The following is a 15130-nucleotide window of genomic DNA, read 5'->3' on the forward strand; positions in this document are numbered from 1 at the left end:
TTGGTTTGGTTATAGTCATGCGCACGGATCTGAACCTGCTACGCGTTTTATTGGCCATTCATGACTGCGGCAACGTCACCGCCGCTGCCAAGCGACTGGGCATGAGCCAGCCCGCCGCCAGCGCCGCGTTATCACGCTTGCGCCATTCACTGGGCGATGCGTTGTTCGTGCGCAGCGGCACCGCGATGGAGCCCACGCCACGGGCGCGCAGCATCGTCGAACGCACCCGCGAAGTGATCGCCACCATCGACCAGGAGATCCTGCCCAGCCCCACCTTCGACCCCGCTGAAAGCCGCGAGACCTTTACGTTCTGCCTCAGTGAAATCGGCGAAGTGGTGTTCCTCCCCGCCCTCTTCGACCGCCTGCGCAGCGCCGCGCCCAACGCCAAGATCCAATGCCTGAGCCTGGGCCCCAAGGACCTGCACGAAGCCCTGCGCGAAGGCCGGGTGGACTCGGCCCTGGGTTACTTCCCCGACCTCGACGCGCCGAACATCTACCAGCAACGCCTGTTCGACCACGACCTGGTCTGCCTTATCGGCCGCCACCACCGCATCACCGCCGCGCAACTGACCATGGACGACTTCTGCAACCTGGAACACCTGCAAGTGCGCGACGGCAGCCGCAGCCAGGAAATGTACGAAAGCTACCTGGCCGAGCAAGGTATCCAGCGCAAGATCGTGGTGCAGATGTCCCACTACATGAGCATGTCCGCCATCATCGAACGCTCCGACCTCGTCGCCGTCCTGCCCCGCGCCGTGGCGCACATCTACGAAAAGCACTCCGCCGTGCGCATGATCGAAGCCCCGGTGGAAATCCCGCCGTACAGCCTGAAACACCACTGGCATGCGCGGAACCAGAAGGATCCACGGCATTTGTGGTTGAGGAAGGAGGTGTTGAAGATATTTGGGGTGGCTTCGCCACCCGGCGCAGGACAAGCCTGCTCACCACAGTGAGTATTTCAGGCTGGCACCTCCGTCAGATTGTAGTGAGCGGGCTTGTCGAATCGTCGCACCGCCCGCGCTGGGGCGCGCAGCGGCCCCAATAAAACCACCGCGTTATTTCAGGAAGAACGCGGCGCCTGGTCTTGGGGTGGCTTCGCCACCCGGCGCAGGACAAGCCTGCTCACTACAGGGACGGGTGCACCGCCGAACGCGCTGGCCTACACCGTTACCTCTTTCTCCAGCACCAACGTGATCCCCGTCTTGCCATACGTTTTCGACCATCCATTCATCGCCTTGAAGTCCGCAAAGTCCGCCCCATCGTTCGGGTCCATGTACCCGCCTCCTGGCCGTTCCATCACGTAGTGCAAACCCACCAGAAAAGTGGTGACCACAATCAGCGCTCGCCGGTTGGCCGCCAGTGCCGGGGGCGCGCCGTGGATCACCGGGAACCCCGCTCGAATGCACTGTTCCTCGCACTGCGGGTAGAGCACCGACAACGCACTGGCGATAAAGCCATCCATATAGATGGTCACGTTCAGCCCCATGGAGCGTGCTGCCAGGGCCACGTTGTGCGGGTAGGAATACCCGGCCTTGGTCGGGTCGAACGGTTTGACCACCCCGCCGGTGGTCGCCCCGGAAGTGAGCTTGTACAACTCGACTTCACACATGCTGGTGCGTAGCGCGTCGGTGGGCGATAGCCCATTGGGCAAATTGCCTTCCAGTTCCACGGCGGCACACATCAGGGACGCCGCCCCGCAGGAGAAATCAAAAGCCTGTTTCTTTTTTGCAGCCGGCATACGCAGTGCTCCGCAGGTGTGATGCCGGCTTAACAGTTCAGGACCGAGGTTTATTCCCGGTTGTGTCGATAAACTTTTCTTTGGTTTTAGCCTGCCCCCTCAAGTACAACGCCTCCACCAGCGCCTTGCGCTCATCCAGCGGCAGGGTCCCGGCAAACTGCGCCAGCGTGCCATCCACCAATGCCCTGAGCGCCGCATCGGCCTCCCGCGCCTTGGCCAGTTCCGTCACCAGCACATCACGGTCGAGCGTCGGCGCCTCGAGCTGCCGGATCACCCCCATGCGCGCCTCGCGCCCCGCCATCACCAGGGGCTGGCTGGCGGCGCTGTCATGGCGCAACAACTGGCGCAGTTCCCGGCGCCGCTCCGGCGGCAGCTTGAACATGGCCTGGCGCAAGCCGTGCTGGTTGACTACCGCTTCGGCGGGCCTGGCGCTGGCCATCCAGTGATAAAGGCCGCCGCCCACCCCACCGATCAGAAATACGTTGAGCACGACCGACAGGAGCAGCCACGGCTTGAGAGACGTTGGGGTCATTGCTCGGTTTCCTCGGCGTTGACGGTGAAGACGACTTCCGCGTCGCCCTGATCGAAGACGCTGGGCAGCACTTCGGATGACAACATAGGCAGTGGCACACTCAAGGACGCCACCAGCATGCCGGTGACGACGCCGGCAATGCCCACCCCCACCAGGCCAGCGGGCGACAGCCAGCTGGCGTAACGCGACCAGAACGAGGTGCGCGTGGGGGCGGACAAGCGGATCTGACGCACCAGCGCCGGGTCGACCGCCATCTGTTGATGACTGTTCAATTGGTTGTCGAGCCAGCGTGCCTGTGCCAGCGCATCCAGCGCCTGCGCGTTGCCGCTGTCGAGCAGCGCCCGGGCCTGGGCCTGTTCGGTGGCGGGCCAACGGTGCAGGTCGGCGCCATAAGCGTCGGCCAGGTAAACAAAGCGTTCAGGCCTCATGATTTTCCCCTTCCTGGGCGGGCAAGCCCGGGTGTGTCGGCAAGTTGGCTGCGCAACTGGCGTCGGGCCCGCGACAGCAGGCTCTCCAGTGCCTCGACGCTGATATTCATCAGGGCCGCGGCGTCGATGTTCGACAGCTCCTGGTAATACTGCAGCACAATCGCTTCGCGCTGACGCTCGGGCAAGGTCGCCAATGCGGCGGCCATGCGTGCGCTGCGGTCGGCCGCTTCCAGCTGCTCATCCGGCGACGGCGTCGTATCCACCGGTTCGACGATGTGCTCATCGTCCAGCGGACGCTCCCGGCGTCGGCGCAAACGGTCGTGACACAGGTTGAGCGCGACCCGGTGCAGCCAGGTGTCGAAACGCGCTTCACCCGGGCGCCAGCTTGCCGCCTGGCGCCAGATGCGCAGGAAACTTTCCTGGGCCACATCCCTGGCCTCCTCGGCATCGCCGAGCAGCCTGCCGGCCAACGCCAACAGGCGCGGCAGCTTGCGCGTCACCATTTCGGTGACGGCCGCGGGCTCGTTGTTGCCGATACGGGCCAGCAGCTCAACGTCCGGATCAGTGTCTTTCAATCAGGTAGTACTCGGTCCGGGGGCTAAGTCTCAAGGTTCAGCGGATCCAGTGCCCTTCACGCCAGTACCAGTTGGGCCCGTGGGACTCCCAATGGCCCGGCTCCCAGCGCGCATTGCGCATCACCGGCTGCCAGTGGCCGGGGACCCAGCCGTAGCCGCCACCCTCCCAGCGCCAGTGACCACGGTCCCAGGCATAGCCTGGGCGTTCGGCGGGGATCACTTCCACCCGCTCCACCGGCGGTGCCTGGCGAATGATCACTTCGGTCTGGGCAAAGGTCGGGGTGCTGACCAACGCAGCGAAAGCCAAGGGAACAAGCAACGCATGGCGCAAGATCGTCAGGGGGCTCATGGCAACTCCTTCATGCAGCGGGCGAAAGTGCTCGTTGCTGATGGGTTGAACGGCGGGTACAGAAAAATCCGTCGCGGGCCACGCTTTTTTTTTCGGGGCAGTGGTCGCAGGCAGTATTGCGCGGGGGATGGCGGGACTTGATGAAATCTTTGAAAGCTCGCGACGGATTACGGCGAGTCACGGCGTTGAAGGATTAACGCTGTACCCACCAAGAGGAAATGCCATGCACCGTCGTCTTTACATGCTTGTTGCCGCTGTGTTGATCGTCAGCCTCAGCGGCTGCGTGATCCTGCCGGAACATCGGCATTGCTGCTGGCGTTATTACGGGGCCGTCGATACGCCCGTCAGCACCGTCAACGGTTAACCGACCGCCGCAAACCCGCGCCGCCCGGCCTTGATTTCGGTGCGCAACTCACCGATCAGGTTCGAGATGGAACGGATGCTGTCCAGGCCTTCGGGCGAGACGCGGGTGAGCAGCAGCTCGACGCGTCCGCTCTGTGGCTCGAAGATGCTGATGCGCAGGGAGCCGTCGCTGTTCAAGGTGCAGTCGCATGCAAGCGGCAGGAAGCCAGACGCCATGATGCGATTGAATTCGACGATGGAGATCATGATCGACACCCTGCCCTGGGCCTCAGCCGGTCGTTGTGATGCAAACAGAGTAGATGAGGTTTTACGGCGTACGGAATGATTACTTCAAAAGTGTTATACACGCCTCATTTTGCTGCGAAAACGCCGGCTCGCTGGCGTCAGAAAACCCGCATCACGACCTCTCGTCTGCTGCCCTTCGGGGTGCTTGACTCCGGGCGCCGATCACCAGACGCTCTTGGCTTTTCGCCATCACCTGAGCAGCCTCCATGAGCATCGACCCCCCGAGCCCGCCCGACAGTGACGTGTACAAAACGCTGCTGGAATCGACCAAGGCCATCCCCTGGCGCATCGACTGGGCAACCATGACCTTCAGCTACATCGGCCCGCAGATCGAAACGTTGCTGGGCTGGACCCCGCAGAGCTGGGTCAGCGTGGATGACTGGGTGGAGCGCATGCACCCGGATGACCGTGAATACGTGGTGAACTTCTGTGTGTCGCAATCCCGCGCCGGGGTGGACCACGAGGCCGATTACCGGGCGCTGACGGTGAACGGCGACTACGTGTGGATCCGCGATGTGGTGCACGTGGTGCGCAAGGACGGCGAAGTCGAAGCGCTGATCGGCTTCATGTTCGATATCAGCGAGCGCAAGAAGACCGAGGAACACCTGATCCGTCTGCAAAAACAGCTGGAGGAATATTCGTTCCAGGACGGTCTCACCGGCATCGCCAACCGACGCATGTTCGACACCGTGCTGGAGCGCGAATGGGCCAGTGCCCAACGCAGCCAGTTGCCGTTGTCCCTGCTGATCCTGGATATCGATTACTTCAAGCAGTACAACGACCACTACGGGCATATCAAGGGCGACGAATGCCTACGCCAGGTAGCACGCACCCTATCGCTGGCGGCCAACCGTCCCCGGGATTTCATTGCGCGTATCGGTGGCGAAGAATTTGTGTGGCTGTTGCCGGAAACCGATGCCGCCTCGGCCAGGCAAGTGGCACAGCGTTGCCTGCACCTGATTTGCCAGCAGCAGATCGAACATGGTTTTTCACCGGTGTCGAACCTGCTGACCTTGAGCCTGGGCGTGGGCACCCGCCTGGTCGAACCCGGCAGCGAGATGCTGGCGTTCGTCGAAGACGTCGACAAATTGCTGTATCAGGCCAAACGCAACGGGCGCATGCGTGCCGAGTTCGATGACGCACAAGCGTGATGCGCAACTAAATGACGGGCAAAAAAAATCCCAAGTAGCTGATGGACACTTGGGATTTAAAAATGCATAAACCGTGGGAGGTGAACGCCCGGCTATAGTAGCGATTGTAAAAACATGTAACAAGACTATTTCAATCCTTTCGTCGGATTAAAAGCGCTGTAAGTCATTCAATAACCACACCTTTTTTAAGGAAGCGAACTGTATGGGTGCCACTTTTTGGTGCAACTAAGCCGATACTTCCCGCGTATATTCCATCTATAAAAAGGGGTTATTCATTAGGGCCTAAAGTGGCGTCGCACTTTTGGCGGTATGCCCGCCCATGTGTTCGCAGGCGTCCCGCACTTCAAGGCCACTGGGGTGAACCGAACGCGCGACACTTTCCACCTGCCTGCATAACGCCAGGCGCTCATTGAGCTGTTCACGCTCACGGTCCACCCGGGCGTTGAGCTGCACGAAATACAGGCCCAGCAGCACCGCGACGCAGAGCACCCCGCCCACGAAGTAGCGCAAGCTGTTGGAAGAAGGCGATTCTGGCGCGCGCATGGGGTTACGACGCCCTGCTCTTCTCAAGGTACACGTCGTCGACAGCATCCTGTGCCGACGCGCGAATCGGGGTTTGCATACAGGTCTCCCGGGTGAAGGGCGCAATTGTATGCAAATAGAAACATAGTGATTGTCGTGGATTTGTAAAACAGCAGGCTACAAAGGCTCTCCATGCTGCCGGCGCCGAAACTGTCCCGGCGCCAGGCCGTGGGCCTTGCGGAAACAACGGGAAAAATACGCTTCATCGGTAAAACCACAACGGTGCGCAATGGCGCCGATCATCTGCGGGCTGTTGAGTAGCAGCGTTCGCGCCAATTGCAGGCGGCGGTCGAGTACCAGTTGGGAAAAGGGCTTGCCGGTTTCCTTGCGCAAAAGATGGGTGAGGTAGTTGGGCGACAGAAATGCCGCAGCGGCCGTGTCCGTGAGGTTGAGGCTGGGCTCATGCAAATGTTCGCGGATGTAGCCCTGCACCCGCGCCAGGGCGTCCTTGCGCCCACGACGGGTCGCGTTGTTGGCCGCAAAAGCCTGCAGAGATTCGGCGTACTGCTCGCAGACCAGGCCGATCAACTGGAACAGGTAGCCCTTCAGGCGCTCCCGCGCGCCGAAAGTGCGGTGGGCATCCAGCTCGCGCATATGGGCGAGCCAGGTCTGCACGTCGTCGAAGGCCGCATCGTCGAGGATGAAGTCCAGTTGCTCCTGAAAACGAAACGGCGACAGCTCCGGCGCCTGGCCGATGGGGATGTCTTCCAGGTCCAGAGGATCGCAGGTCAATTGCGGCAGGAAAAACGCCTGGCTGAAGTTGATCAGCATGAATTCGCCGTCCTCGGGGTGGGGAATCACATGCAGGCGATGGGGCAGGATGAACGCCAGGGCCTTTCGCGGAAACGGCCGCACAGCGCCGCCGATGTGCTGCACGGTGTCGCCGCCGAGGTTGATCTGGATCTGGAAGTATTCATGGCGATGGGGACTGGTCAGCGCCGCCCGTCCGCGTTTGTCGCGGATATAGAAGTCGGGACGGTCGCTGCGTTGTTCCATGCCGTAGGTGGTGACGCGGGTGCCGGGCATAACGGTCTCTCGAATGGCCTGGGCACCACTGTAGCCTCAACCCTGGCCGAGGGTGAAACTCAACTCGCCGATGCCATCGATGCCAGCGCTGACCAGATCCCCCGGTTGCAGCGCGCCGACCCCGGCCGGCGTGCCGGTGAAGATCAGGTCCCCGGCCTTGAGCGCGACGGACCGGGAAGCATGGCTGATCACTTCGCTGACCGACCAGATCTGGTCAGCCAGGTCACCGACCTGGCGCTGTTCACCGTTGACCTTGAGCCAGATTTTGCCGCTGGACGGGTGCCCGACGGCACTCACCGGCTGCAACGCGGTGCTGGGCGCAGAGTCATCGAACGCCTTGGCCCATTCCCACGGACGTGAGAGTTTTTTCGCCTGGGCCTGCAGGTCACGGCGGGTCAGATCGATGCCGACGCCATAGCCCCAGATGTGGGAAAAGGCCTGCTCGGGGCTGATATCCACCCCGCCCTTGCCGATGGCCACTACCAGTTCCACTTCATGGTGCAGGTCGCCGGTCAATGGCGGGTAGGCAATCACGCCCTCGGCGGACACCACGGCATCCGCCGGTTTCATGAAAAAGAATGGCGGCTCGCGGTCCGGGTCATGTCCCATTTCCCGTGCGTGCTCGCTGTAGTTGCGGCCCACGCAAAATATGCGGCGCAGCGGGAAGCGCGCGTCAGTACCCTGAATCGCCAGGGACGGCGTATGCGGGGGCGTGAATACGTAATCAGTCATGGCCTGTGCCTCTTCGTTTACCTGGCGCCAGTATGGCGAGGGGCACAGGTGCGAAGTTGGACAGGCTTACGCAGATTTTGCACTGGCCGGTGCTTGGCGACGCAATGAATGCCTGTTCAAAGCGAACGCTTAGGGTGTTTTCCGGAAGAATGCTGGGCCGCTGCTGTTGCGTTGAGCCCGCCGGACGCTCATTTGCGCGCCACTTTGTAGCGCACACAGTCCTGATAGAAGCCCTGGCGAATGGCTTCGGGCTTGAGGCGTGAACGGCTGTCGTAGGTCTGCTCGGTGATGCCCATGGCCATCATGCGCATCCAGGGCTTGCTGAACTTGAGGGTCTGGATCTTCTGCCGCGCCGCATACAGTGACACACCGGACAGCTTGAGTTCCTGGGCCCTGGCAGCCGTGCCGGCGCCCCAACTGCACATGTACTTGTCACCGTCGCGCAGTTCCCGGGCCTGCACGGCAGCGGCGCCGCCGGCCAGGGAACAGGCGATCAACATGATTCCAACAGAGCGCATTCGATTCCCCACCTAACCACCTGAAAATAAAAGTGATTCTGGCGAGGATTTTGTTACAAAGGGGCCATTAAATTGCCTTCCTCACTGCACAACTGTCCCGGCCCCATGAAGGGCCTATCGCGCGGCAATCACCTTCAGGTTGCAGTACGACTTCAAGCCTTCGACACCGAACTCCACACCAAAACCCGACTCCTTGTGCCCACCGAATGGCACATCAGGGGCCAGTGCCGCGTGCTGGTTGACCCACACCGTGCCCGCGTTCAGTCGACTGGCAACCTGGGCGAGTTGTTCGCGGTCGCTGCCCCACACCGAAGCCCCCAAGCCATAAGGGGTGTCGTTGGCGCGGGCGATCACGTCGTCCAGGTCGCTGTATTTCATGATCGGCCGAATCGGGCCGAACACTTCTTCCCGGACAAACGGTGCATCGTCGGAAGGATTGTCGAGCAGGGTCACCGGGAAAAAATAACCGGCATGGGGTGCTTCACCCTGATACAGCACCTTCGTACCGCTGGCCTGGATTTGCGCCCAGGTGGCACGGATCTTTTCGTACTGCATTTTGTTCTGGATCGGACCCAGCCCCGAGTCCAGCAAGAAGCCATCCCCGGTTTTGACATGGGCCGCATAGGCCACCAGTGCCTCGGCCACTTCGGCGTAGATGGACGCGTGCACATACAGGCGCTTGAGGCAGATGCAGGCGTGGCCGTTGAGCTTGAACATGCTCCAGAACAAGGACTCGGCAATCTTCTGCGGGTCGGCGTCGGCCAGCACGATCGCCGGGTCGTTGCCGCCCAGTTCCAGGGTCACACGCTTGAGCTTGCCGGACACCGAGTTCATCACCCGCTTGCCGGTCTGGCTCGATCCGGTAAAGCTCACTTTGTCGAAGCCTGGATGCGCAGTCATCAACGGCCCCAGCGCATCGCCGCCGGTGATCACGTTGAGCACGCCGGCAGGCAGCAGATCCACGGCATAACCGGCGATCCGCAGGACCGTCAACGGCGCGTAGGGCGAGGGTTTGAGTACCACGGTATTCCCGGTGACCAAAGCCGCGAGGATTTTCATCATCGCCAGCAGCGCCGGAACGTTCCACGGGCAAATCGCGCACACGACACCCAGCGGCGTGTAGTGCTGGGTCACCTGCCCCATGATCGGCGAGTCATAGGACTCGACAGGTAATTCAAGGTTGACCAGGGACGGGCCGAAGGCATCCGCCAAGCCGGACAGTTCCCAGGTCGATGTCGCCAGGGGCCGGCCATTCTCGGCGGTGAGCAATGCGGTCAGCTCTGGTTCATGGGCTTTTATCCGCGCAATGAACTCGAGCAGCAGTGCACGCCGCTCGGCAACGGGCGTCGCGGCCCAGGCCGGGAACGCTTGGCGGGCGGCGGCCACGGCCTGATTCAAAGCATCTTCACCGGCGTCCGGAATCGAGGCGATCACCTCCCCCGTGGCCGGGTTCACCACCTCCAGTGTGTTGTCGGCGGTGGTCTGGCGCCCATTGATCACGTTGAAAAAGCCGCCTTCCAGGTTGGCTTGCTTCAGTAGGGCTTCACGTGTCTGTTGTGGACTCGCGAACGGAGTAGATGGCGTGCTCATAGTGAGTTCCCTGTTCCTTTCTGGCGAATTGAGCGGTCAGAGACCGGTGGTTACTCACGTAACGCACGCACAGGGAACGCTTGGGCACGGCCATTTATTCCGTTTTTCACCTCACCACTGATAAGTCGCGCTCGCCTGTACGGTGCGCTGCGAGCCGTACCAGCACCACGAATAGGAATAGCAGGACGCGACGTACTCTTTATTCGCCAGGTTGCTGGCGTTCAGCGCCAGACGCAGGTTGTCCTTGAGGCTGGCGATGTTCGGGATGTCGTAGTGCACCGCCGCATCGAACAGGGTGTAGCCCGGCACCTTCAAGGTGTTGGCGGTGTCGCCCCAGGACGAACCCACATACCGCGCCCCCGCACCTACACCGAAACCTTTGAGTTGGCCATCGTGGAAGGTGTAGTCAGCCCAGGCCGACGCGGTATGCCGCGGCACACCGTAGCTGGTGGTGCCCTTGAGGGGAATCGCCGGGCCTGTGCCGACATCGCTGATCGGCGCGTATTGCGTGGTGCTGTTGGACTTGCTGGTGCGGTTATCCAGATAAGCGTAGGCCGCAGTGATATCGAGGTTGTCGTTCAGGCTGGCCTTGCCTTCCAGCTCGAAACCCCGGGATTGCTGCTCGCCGTCCTGCACGCTGCAACGGCCGTTGCCACACAGGTGGGTGGGATCCGGGTCCAGGGTCGGTACGTTGGTCTGGCGCAGGTCGAAGATCGCCGCCGTGATAAAGCTGTTGCTGCCCGGCGGTTGATACTTGATGCCGATTTCATACTGCTTGCCTTCGGTCGGCTTGAACACCGAACCGCCGTAACCGGTGCCCGACTGCGGGTTGAAGGACTCTGCATAGCTGGCATACGGCGCCAGGCCATTATCGAACAGATAGACCAGGCCCACGCGGCCGGTAAAGGCCTTGCTGTCCAGCGACGACTTGCTCTTGGCACCGCTGCTGAGGGTCTTGGTGGTGCTGTCGGTGCTGGCCCAGTCATAACGACCGCCGAGCAGCAGCACCCACTTGTCCCACTTCATCTGCTCTTGCAGATAAACACCGGTCTGCTCGCTGCGCGAGGTGGCATCGGTGCTGAAGGCCGGAGTCGCCACGGGTGCACCGTAGACCGGGTCGAAGATGTCCAGGGTCGGCCCGCGACCATAACCGGCTTTGGTGTCGGTGCTGGTGTTCTGGTAGTCGAGGCCGGCCAACAAGGTGTGCTGCAACGGACCGGTGTCGAATTTGGCCTGCACCTGGTTGTCGAGGGTGTAGGCGTCCATATCGACATCGGTAGCGATGGTCGACCGGTTGGAGGTGCGGTAGTCGGCCTGCAGGTTGCTGTTGTAGATACTGCGGTAAACGCCTTCGGCACGCAGGTAACGCGCGTTCTGGCGCACCGTCCACACATCGTTGAAGTGATGCTCGAAGGCATAGCCCAGGGAGTAATGTTCGCGATCACTCTTCTCGAAATTCTTCTCGCCGTCATAGAAGTCCACATCGATGCTGCGCCCGGTCGGGCTGTGCAGCACCGAACCCCAGGCCGGCACCGAACCGTAGGACGCGCCTTTGGGGTCCTTCTGGAAGTGCCCGAGCAGGGTCAGCGAGGTGGCGTCGTCAGGGCGCCAGGTGAAGGCGCTGGACAACGACTGGCGACGGGTCTCGGTGTGTTCGACCTGGCCGTCAGCGTCATCGAAAAGGCCCGCCACGCGGTAGGAATAAACCCCTTGGTCGTCAATCGGGCCGCTCAAATCGAAGGTGGTGCGCTTCTTGTTGAAGGTGCCGTATTCCACGCCCACTTCGTGGAAAGGCGTGTCCAGCGGGCGCTTGGTGACCATGTTGATCACCCCGCTCGGGGTGCCCTGCCCGTACAGCACCGAAGCCGGGCCGCGCAGCACTTCGACACGCTCCAGGTCGAAGGCATCCTTTTGTGGCAGGGCGTCACGGCTCGATGGCACGCGCAGGCCGTCGAGGTAGGTGGCCGGCGCAAAGCCACGGATGGTCAACTGGTCCAGGCGCGAGGCGGTGGCGCCACGGGTCTCAGGCACCACGGCGGCGCTGTAGCGCAGAATCTGGTTGAGACTCTCGGCGTTTTGCGCCCGCATCTGGTCCTTGGTCACGATCGAAATCGACTGCGGCGTTTCGACCAGTGCGGTGTCGGTCTTGGTGCCCGACAGACTGCGGGTGGCCACATAACCTGCTACCGGCCCGGTGGGGCTCTCGCTCTGGTAGGCACCGCTGATGGTGGTGGTCTGCAACTCCATGGCGCCGCCGTTATCCGGTACAGGCTCCACGCGGTAGCGATCGGTGGAGATTTTCAACGCCTGCAAGCCGCTGCCGGCGAGCAACTGGTTCAGTGCCACCTCGGTGTCGTATTGCCCGCTCAAACCCGTGCTGCGTTTACCCCGGGTCAGGCTTGCATCGAACGCCAGCACCAGCCCCGCCTGCTCGGCCAGGCTATTGAGCGCCTGGCTCAAGTCACCGGCGGGAATCGAAAACCGGCGCACGGCGCTGCTGCTTTCTTCAGCCAAGGCAAACGGGACATTCAGCAACGGCACGGCGGCAAAAGCCATCGCCACCGACAGGGCCAGTGGGTGCAAGGGACGAGCAAGGCGCGACATGGGAAATCCTGCGTAATAGAGGTTCTATTAACCATGACGGCCATCTCGAAAAATCGGGCAAGGATGAGAGCGATTTTTATTTGGGTAGTTGCGCAGCAATCAGCCTGATCGCTTTTCGATGTAGTTTCCGGGAGTAGTTGTTCGCGGTTTTTTCCCGCCGCTGGACAGTCATTTCTGATTTTTTCAGCCGTTCATCCAGCCGCTTTTGGCTGCGGCAGACTCCGACGCCTTGCCCCTGTCGAGACGTCATGGATGACCCACGCTGCCCGTATTACCCATATCGAACATGAACTGGATGGTTTTCATCAGAGCCTGGAGATTTACCGCCAGCAGATGAACGCCTGGTATGCCCATGCGCTGGATTCGGCGAGCCACGCGCTGGACCTGCCCTCTTTGCTGGGGATGGATCGAGTGTTGCGGGTGGGTGATTCGCAGCGCTCGGTGAGCATGACCGACGCTGACTTTTCGAGCGTGACCCGTTGCCAGGCGGGCGGCGAATTGAAGATCGAGAGCCTGTTCGAATCGGTGCATGACGTGCCGATTGGCAATATCCCGGTTGAGGTCATCGGGCTGGATGACGGCAGTTCCACCGTGATCATGCTGGACGAGCACGGCAAGGGCTCGCACTACTGCGCGGCGGGCGGGCGTTACCAGGTACGGGTGCAAGGCGGTGTTTCGGCGCAACAGGTCGACGCCCTGTTTGCGTCCTATGCCAGCCTGACGACAGACCTGGAGCAGTGGCTGCGGTCGCAATGGTCCGGCTTCAAACCGCATTGGGAACAGTCCACCGCCAGCGCGATTGGCAGCGGTGTTTTGGCAGGCAGTTGGGCAGCGATTCGCGATGCGTGGGACAGCATCACGCTGGTGCAGGCGATGCTTGCGGACCCGCTGAAATACATCGAGCAATTGGGTGAGCAGGCGGCCCAGTTGGCACAGATTGCCACCGATGCGCCCAAGGTGATGGAACAGGCGATGTTGCTGGCCAGCGACGAGGCCGCGCTGTTCCTGCTGCTGCGCACCGCGATGATCTGGCTCGACGCATTGCCGCCCGGCCAGGTGACCGAAAAGGCGGCAGGTTTTGTCGTTTCGTTGCTGATCGACCTGGTGATTGGCGCGGTGTTGACCCTCGCCTTGCCGGCGGCGGGCGTGGCGTATTTGGGCCTGCGGTTGGCCAGGTATGGCACCCAGCTGCTTAAGGCGGCAGTGGGTTTTATCCAGAACGTTCTGGCGATTCTGACGACGTTCATGCAGGCGGTGGATCGCTACAAGGCAGTGGCGGTGCGCGGCGTGGTCGGCGGGTTGAAGCAAGGCAGGATGCAGATGCGCTGGAAGGCGCGGCAGAACGCGGTGCTCAAACAGACAGAGCACGTGGACGATGCGCCTGCTGTGGGAAAAAACCCGGCAGGTGACGCGGCGGCGCCTTCGGACAAGACCGCTAAGGATGGCTGCCCGGTGTCGATGGTCACCGGGGAGGAACTGCTCACCCTGACCGACGGTGCGCTGGACGGCGTATTGCCCTTCGAATGGACACGGCTGTATCGCACCAGTGCCGTGGAAATGGATGTCGGACTGGGGTTTGGCTGGAGCCATGCGCTGGCCCATCGGCTGTCGGTGTCGGGCGATTCGGTGGTGTGGACCGATCATGAGCATCGTCTTACCGAGTTTCCACTGCCCTCCTCCTCTCGACCGGCGATTACCAACAGCCTGGCCGAGGCCGCGATTTATCTCGGGGATTTGCCCGATGAGTTGGTGCTGGCGCAAGACTCACGTTTCTACCATTTCGTTAATGGCTCGCTGACAGCGATCAGCGATGCGTATGACAACCGGCTGCGGGTTTTCCGCGATGGGCTGGGGCGCATTGAGCGGTTGGACAATGCTGTCGGGCGCTCGCTGTTTTTGCGTTATGCGTCGGGGCGCATCGTGGCGGTGGACTACCAGGTTCAGCGGGCTGAGGGGCCGGGGGAATTTGTCTGGGTTACCGAGTACACCGTCGTTTCCTACGCTTATGACGACCTTGGACGACTGATCTCGGCGACCAACGCCGTCGGCGAAAGCGAGATTTATCGCTACGACGAGCAGCACGTCATTCTTGAACGCGCTTTGGCCGGTGGGGCGAGTTTCTTCTGGGAGTGGGAAAGGTCCGGCAAGGCCGCGCGTTGTGTGCGGCACTGGGCCAGTTTCTCGCAGATGGACACGCGGTATGCCTGGGGCGATGACGGCCAGGTCACGGTGTTCAACGCCGATGGCAGCCAGGAAGTCTATGTGCATGACGGGCGGGCGCGGCTGGTGCAGCGCATCGATGCCGACGGTGCCGAGCATTTCAAATCCTACGATGACAAAGGCCGGCTGACGGTCGAGCAGGATCCGCTGGGCGCGGTGACGGCCTACCAGTACGACGACGCCGGACGGCTGGTGGCGTTGTTTCCCGGGGAAGACGAGCCAACCTCCTACGAGCATGACAACGGCTTCGTACGGGTTATACGGCGTGGGGAAGCGGTCTGGAAATACGAGCGCAATGAGCAAGGGGATGTGACGCGTCGGGTCGATCCTGACGGGCACATCACCGATTACAGCTACAACAAACGCGGACAACTGATTGGGGTTTGGTACCCGGACCACAGCCATCAGCGGCTGGTGTGGAACGAACGCGGGCAATT

16 protein-coding genes are annotated in these 15130 nt (G+C 61.7%); 4 read left to right on the forward strand and 12 right to left on the reverse strand.

Annotated elements, in window-relative coordinates; genetic code table 11:
• Positions 1-17: 17 nt before the first annotated feature.
• Complete coding sequence (locus tag ACW9IN_RS22365; RefSeq protein WP_457367849.1) at positions 18-953, forward strand: LysR family transcriptional regulator; 936 nt, start codon at positions 18-20, stop codon at positions 951-953.
• Positions 954-1159: 206 nt separating this feature from the next.
• Here ACW9IN_RS22365 and ACW9IN_RS22370 read toward each other — a convergent pair whose 3' ends face one another.
• The 5 genes from ACW9IN_RS22370 to ACW9IN_RS22390 are packed head-to-tail and all read right to left on the reverse strand — an operon-like array spanning position 1160 to position 3622.
• Positions 1160-1738: a hypothetical protein gene (locus ACW9IN_RS22370; protein WP_457367850.1), complete on the reverse strand. Its 579-nt coding sequence runs from the start codon at positions 1736-1738 to the stop codon at positions 1160-1162.
• 37 nt (positions 1739-1775) lie between these two features.
• Entirely contained in the window at positions 1776-2270 is a 495-nt protein-coding gene (locus tag ACW9IN_RS22375) for a periplasmic heavy metal sensor (protein WP_457367851.1), read from the reverse strand.
• The gene (locus ACW9IN_RS22380; RefSeq protein ID WP_457367852.1) at positions 2267-2698 is read right to left on the reverse strand and encodes a hypothetical protein; all 432 of its coding nucleotides are present in this window, start codon (positions 2696-2698) and stop codon (positions 2267-2269) included. Before ACW9IN_RS22380 ends, ACW9IN_RS22375 begins: the two co-directional genes overlap by 4 nt.
• Positions 2695-3273, reverse strand: coding sequence for an RNA polymerase sigma factor (locus ACW9IN_RS22385; protein ID WP_457367853.1), 579 nt, complete (start codon positions 3271-3273; stop codon positions 2695-2697). Before ACW9IN_RS22385 ends, ACW9IN_RS22380 begins: the two co-directional genes overlap by 4 nt.
• Before the next feature lie 37 nt (positions 3274-3310).
• Entirely contained in the window at positions 3311-3622 is a 312-nt protein-coding gene (locus ACW9IN_RS22390; protein ID WP_457367854.1) for a YXWGXW repeat-containing protein, read from the reverse strand.
• Between the two features lie 223 nt (positions 3623-3845).
• Here ACW9IN_RS22390 and ACW9IN_RS22395 point away from each other — a divergent pair, with 223 nt between their 5' ends.
• Positions 3846-3986 (forward strand): hypothetical protein, encoded by a 141-nt coding sequence (locus tag ACW9IN_RS22395; protein ID WP_457367855.1) that lies wholly within the window; start codon positions 3846-3848, stop codon positions 3984-3986.
• On the opposite strand, the gene ACW9IN_RS22400 is transcribed toward ACW9IN_RS22395, so the two are convergent.
• Positions 3983-4231, reverse strand: coding sequence for a DUF1652 domain-containing protein (locus tag ACW9IN_RS22400; protein WP_457367856.1), 249 nt, complete (start codon positions 4229-4231; stop codon positions 3983-3985). The two genes, ACW9IN_RS22395 and ACW9IN_RS22400, sit on opposite strands and share 4 nt — an antisense overlap.
• Before the next feature lie 245 nt (positions 4232-4476).
• Here ACW9IN_RS22400 and ACW9IN_RS22405 point away from each other — a divergent pair, with 245 nt between their 5' ends.
• Complete coding sequence (locus ACW9IN_RS22405) at positions 4477-5421, forward strand: sensor domain-containing diguanylate cyclase (RefSeq protein ID WP_457367857.1); 945 nt, start codon at positions 4477-4479, stop codon at positions 5419-5421.
• 282 nt (positions 5422-5703) lie between these two features.
• On the opposite strand, the gene ACW9IN_RS22410 is transcribed toward ACW9IN_RS22405, so the two are convergent.
• The 6 genes from ACW9IN_RS22410 to ACW9IN_RS22435 form a co-directional block, all read right to left on the reverse strand.
• Positions 5704-5964, reverse strand: coding sequence for a hypothetical protein (locus tag ACW9IN_RS22410; RefSeq protein WP_457367858.1), 261 nt, complete (start codon positions 5962-5964; stop codon positions 5704-5706).
• Between the two features lie 156 nt (positions 5965-6120).
• The gene (locus ACW9IN_RS22415; RefSeq protein WP_457367859.1) at positions 6121-7029 is read right to left on the reverse strand and encodes a helix-turn-helix transcriptional regulator; all 909 of its coding nucleotides are present in this window, start codon (positions 7027-7029) and stop codon (positions 6121-6123) included.
• A 36-nt stretch (positions 7030-7065) separates the two neighbouring features.
• Positions 7066-7761 (reverse strand): fumarylacetoacetate hydrolase family protein, encoded by a 696-nt coding sequence (locus ACW9IN_RS22420; protein ID WP_457367860.1) that lies wholly within the window; start codon positions 7759-7761, stop codon positions 7066-7068.
• 188 nt (positions 7762-7949) lie between these two features.
• Positions 7950-8279: a hypothetical protein gene (locus tag ACW9IN_RS22425; RefSeq protein WP_457367861.1), complete on the reverse strand. Its 330-nt coding sequence runs from the start codon at positions 8277-8279 to the stop codon at positions 7950-7952.
• A gap of 114 nt (positions 8280-8393) precedes the next feature.
• Positions 8394-9869 (reverse strand): aldehyde dehydrogenase family protein, encoded by a 1476-nt coding sequence (locus ACW9IN_RS22430; protein WP_457367862.1) that lies wholly within the window; start codon positions 9867-9869, stop codon positions 8394-8396.
• A gap of 111 nt (positions 9870-9980) precedes the next feature.
• Positions 9981-12473: a TonB-dependent siderophore receptor gene (locus ACW9IN_RS22435; RefSeq protein ID WP_457367863.1), complete on the reverse strand. Its 2493-nt coding sequence runs from the start codon at positions 12471-12473 to the stop codon at positions 9981-9983.
• A gap of 252 nt (positions 12474-12725) precedes the next feature.
• Here ACW9IN_RS22435 and ACW9IN_RS22440 point away from each other — a divergent pair.
• On the forward strand, positions 12726-15130 hold a 2405-nt coding region (locus ACW9IN_RS22440; protein ID WP_457367864.1), incomplete at its 3' end, for a DUF6531 domain-containing protein.

Source organism: Pseudomonas sp. SDO5271_S396, from assembly GCF_054071795.1.

Bases quoted from the DNA above. Each gene is read 5' to 3' on its own strand.
- ACW9IN_RS22365 (WP_457367849.1), top strand. From the start codon at position 18: ATGCGCACGGATCTGAACCTGCTACGCGTTTTATTGGCCATTCATGAC.
- ACW9IN_RS22370 (WP_457367850.1), bottom strand. From the start codon at position 1,738: ATGCCGGCTGCAAAAAAGAAACAGGCTTTTGATTTCTCCTGCGGGGCG.
- ACW9IN_RS22375 (WP_457367851.1), bottom strand. From the start codon at position 2,270: ATGACCCCAACGTCTCTCAAGCCGTGGCTGCTCCTGTCGGTCGTGCTC.
- ACW9IN_RS22380 (WP_457367852.1), bottom strand. From the start codon at position 2,698: ATGAGGCCTGAACGCTTTGTTTACCTGGCCGACGCTTATGGCGCCGAC.
- ACW9IN_RS22390 (WP_457367854.1), bottom strand. From the start codon at position 3,622: ATGAGCCCCCTGACGATCTTGCGCCATGCGTTGCTTGTTCCCTTGGCT.
- ACW9IN_RS22395 (WP_457367855.1), top strand. From the start codon at position 3,846: ATGCACCGTCGTCTTTACATGCTTGTTGCCGCTGTGTTGATCGTCAGC.
- ACW9IN_RS22400 (WP_457367856.1), bottom strand. From the start codon at position 4,231: ATGATCTCCATCGTCGAATTCAATCGCATCATGGCGTCTGGCTTCCTG.
- ACW9IN_RS22405 (WP_457367857.1), top strand. From the start codon at position 4,477: ATGAGCATCGACCCCCCGAGCCCGCCCGACAGTGACGTGTACAAAACG.
- ACW9IN_RS22410 (WP_457367858.1), bottom strand. From the start codon at position 5,964: ATGCGCGCGCCAGAATCGCCTTCTTCCAACAGCTTGCGCTACTTCGTG.
- ACW9IN_RS22415 (WP_457367859.1), bottom strand. From the start codon at position 7,029: ATGCCCGGCACCCGCGTCACCACCTACGGCATGGAACAACGCAGCGAC.
- ACW9IN_RS22420 (WP_457367860.1), bottom strand. From the start codon at position 7,761: ATGACTGATTACGTATTCACGCCCCCGCATACGCCGTCCCTGGCGATT.
- ACW9IN_RS22425 (WP_457367861.1), bottom strand. From the start codon at position 8,279: ATGCGCTCTGTTGGAATCATGTTGATCGCCTGTTCCCTGGCCGGCGGC.
- ACW9IN_RS22430 (WP_457367862.1), bottom strand. From the start codon at position 9,869: ATGAGCACGCCATCTACTCCGTTCGCGAGTCCACAACAGACACGTGAA.
- ACW9IN_RS22435 (WP_457367863.1), bottom strand. From the start codon at position 12,473: ATGTCGCGCCTTGCTCGTCCCTTGCACCCACTGGCCCTGTCGGTGGCG.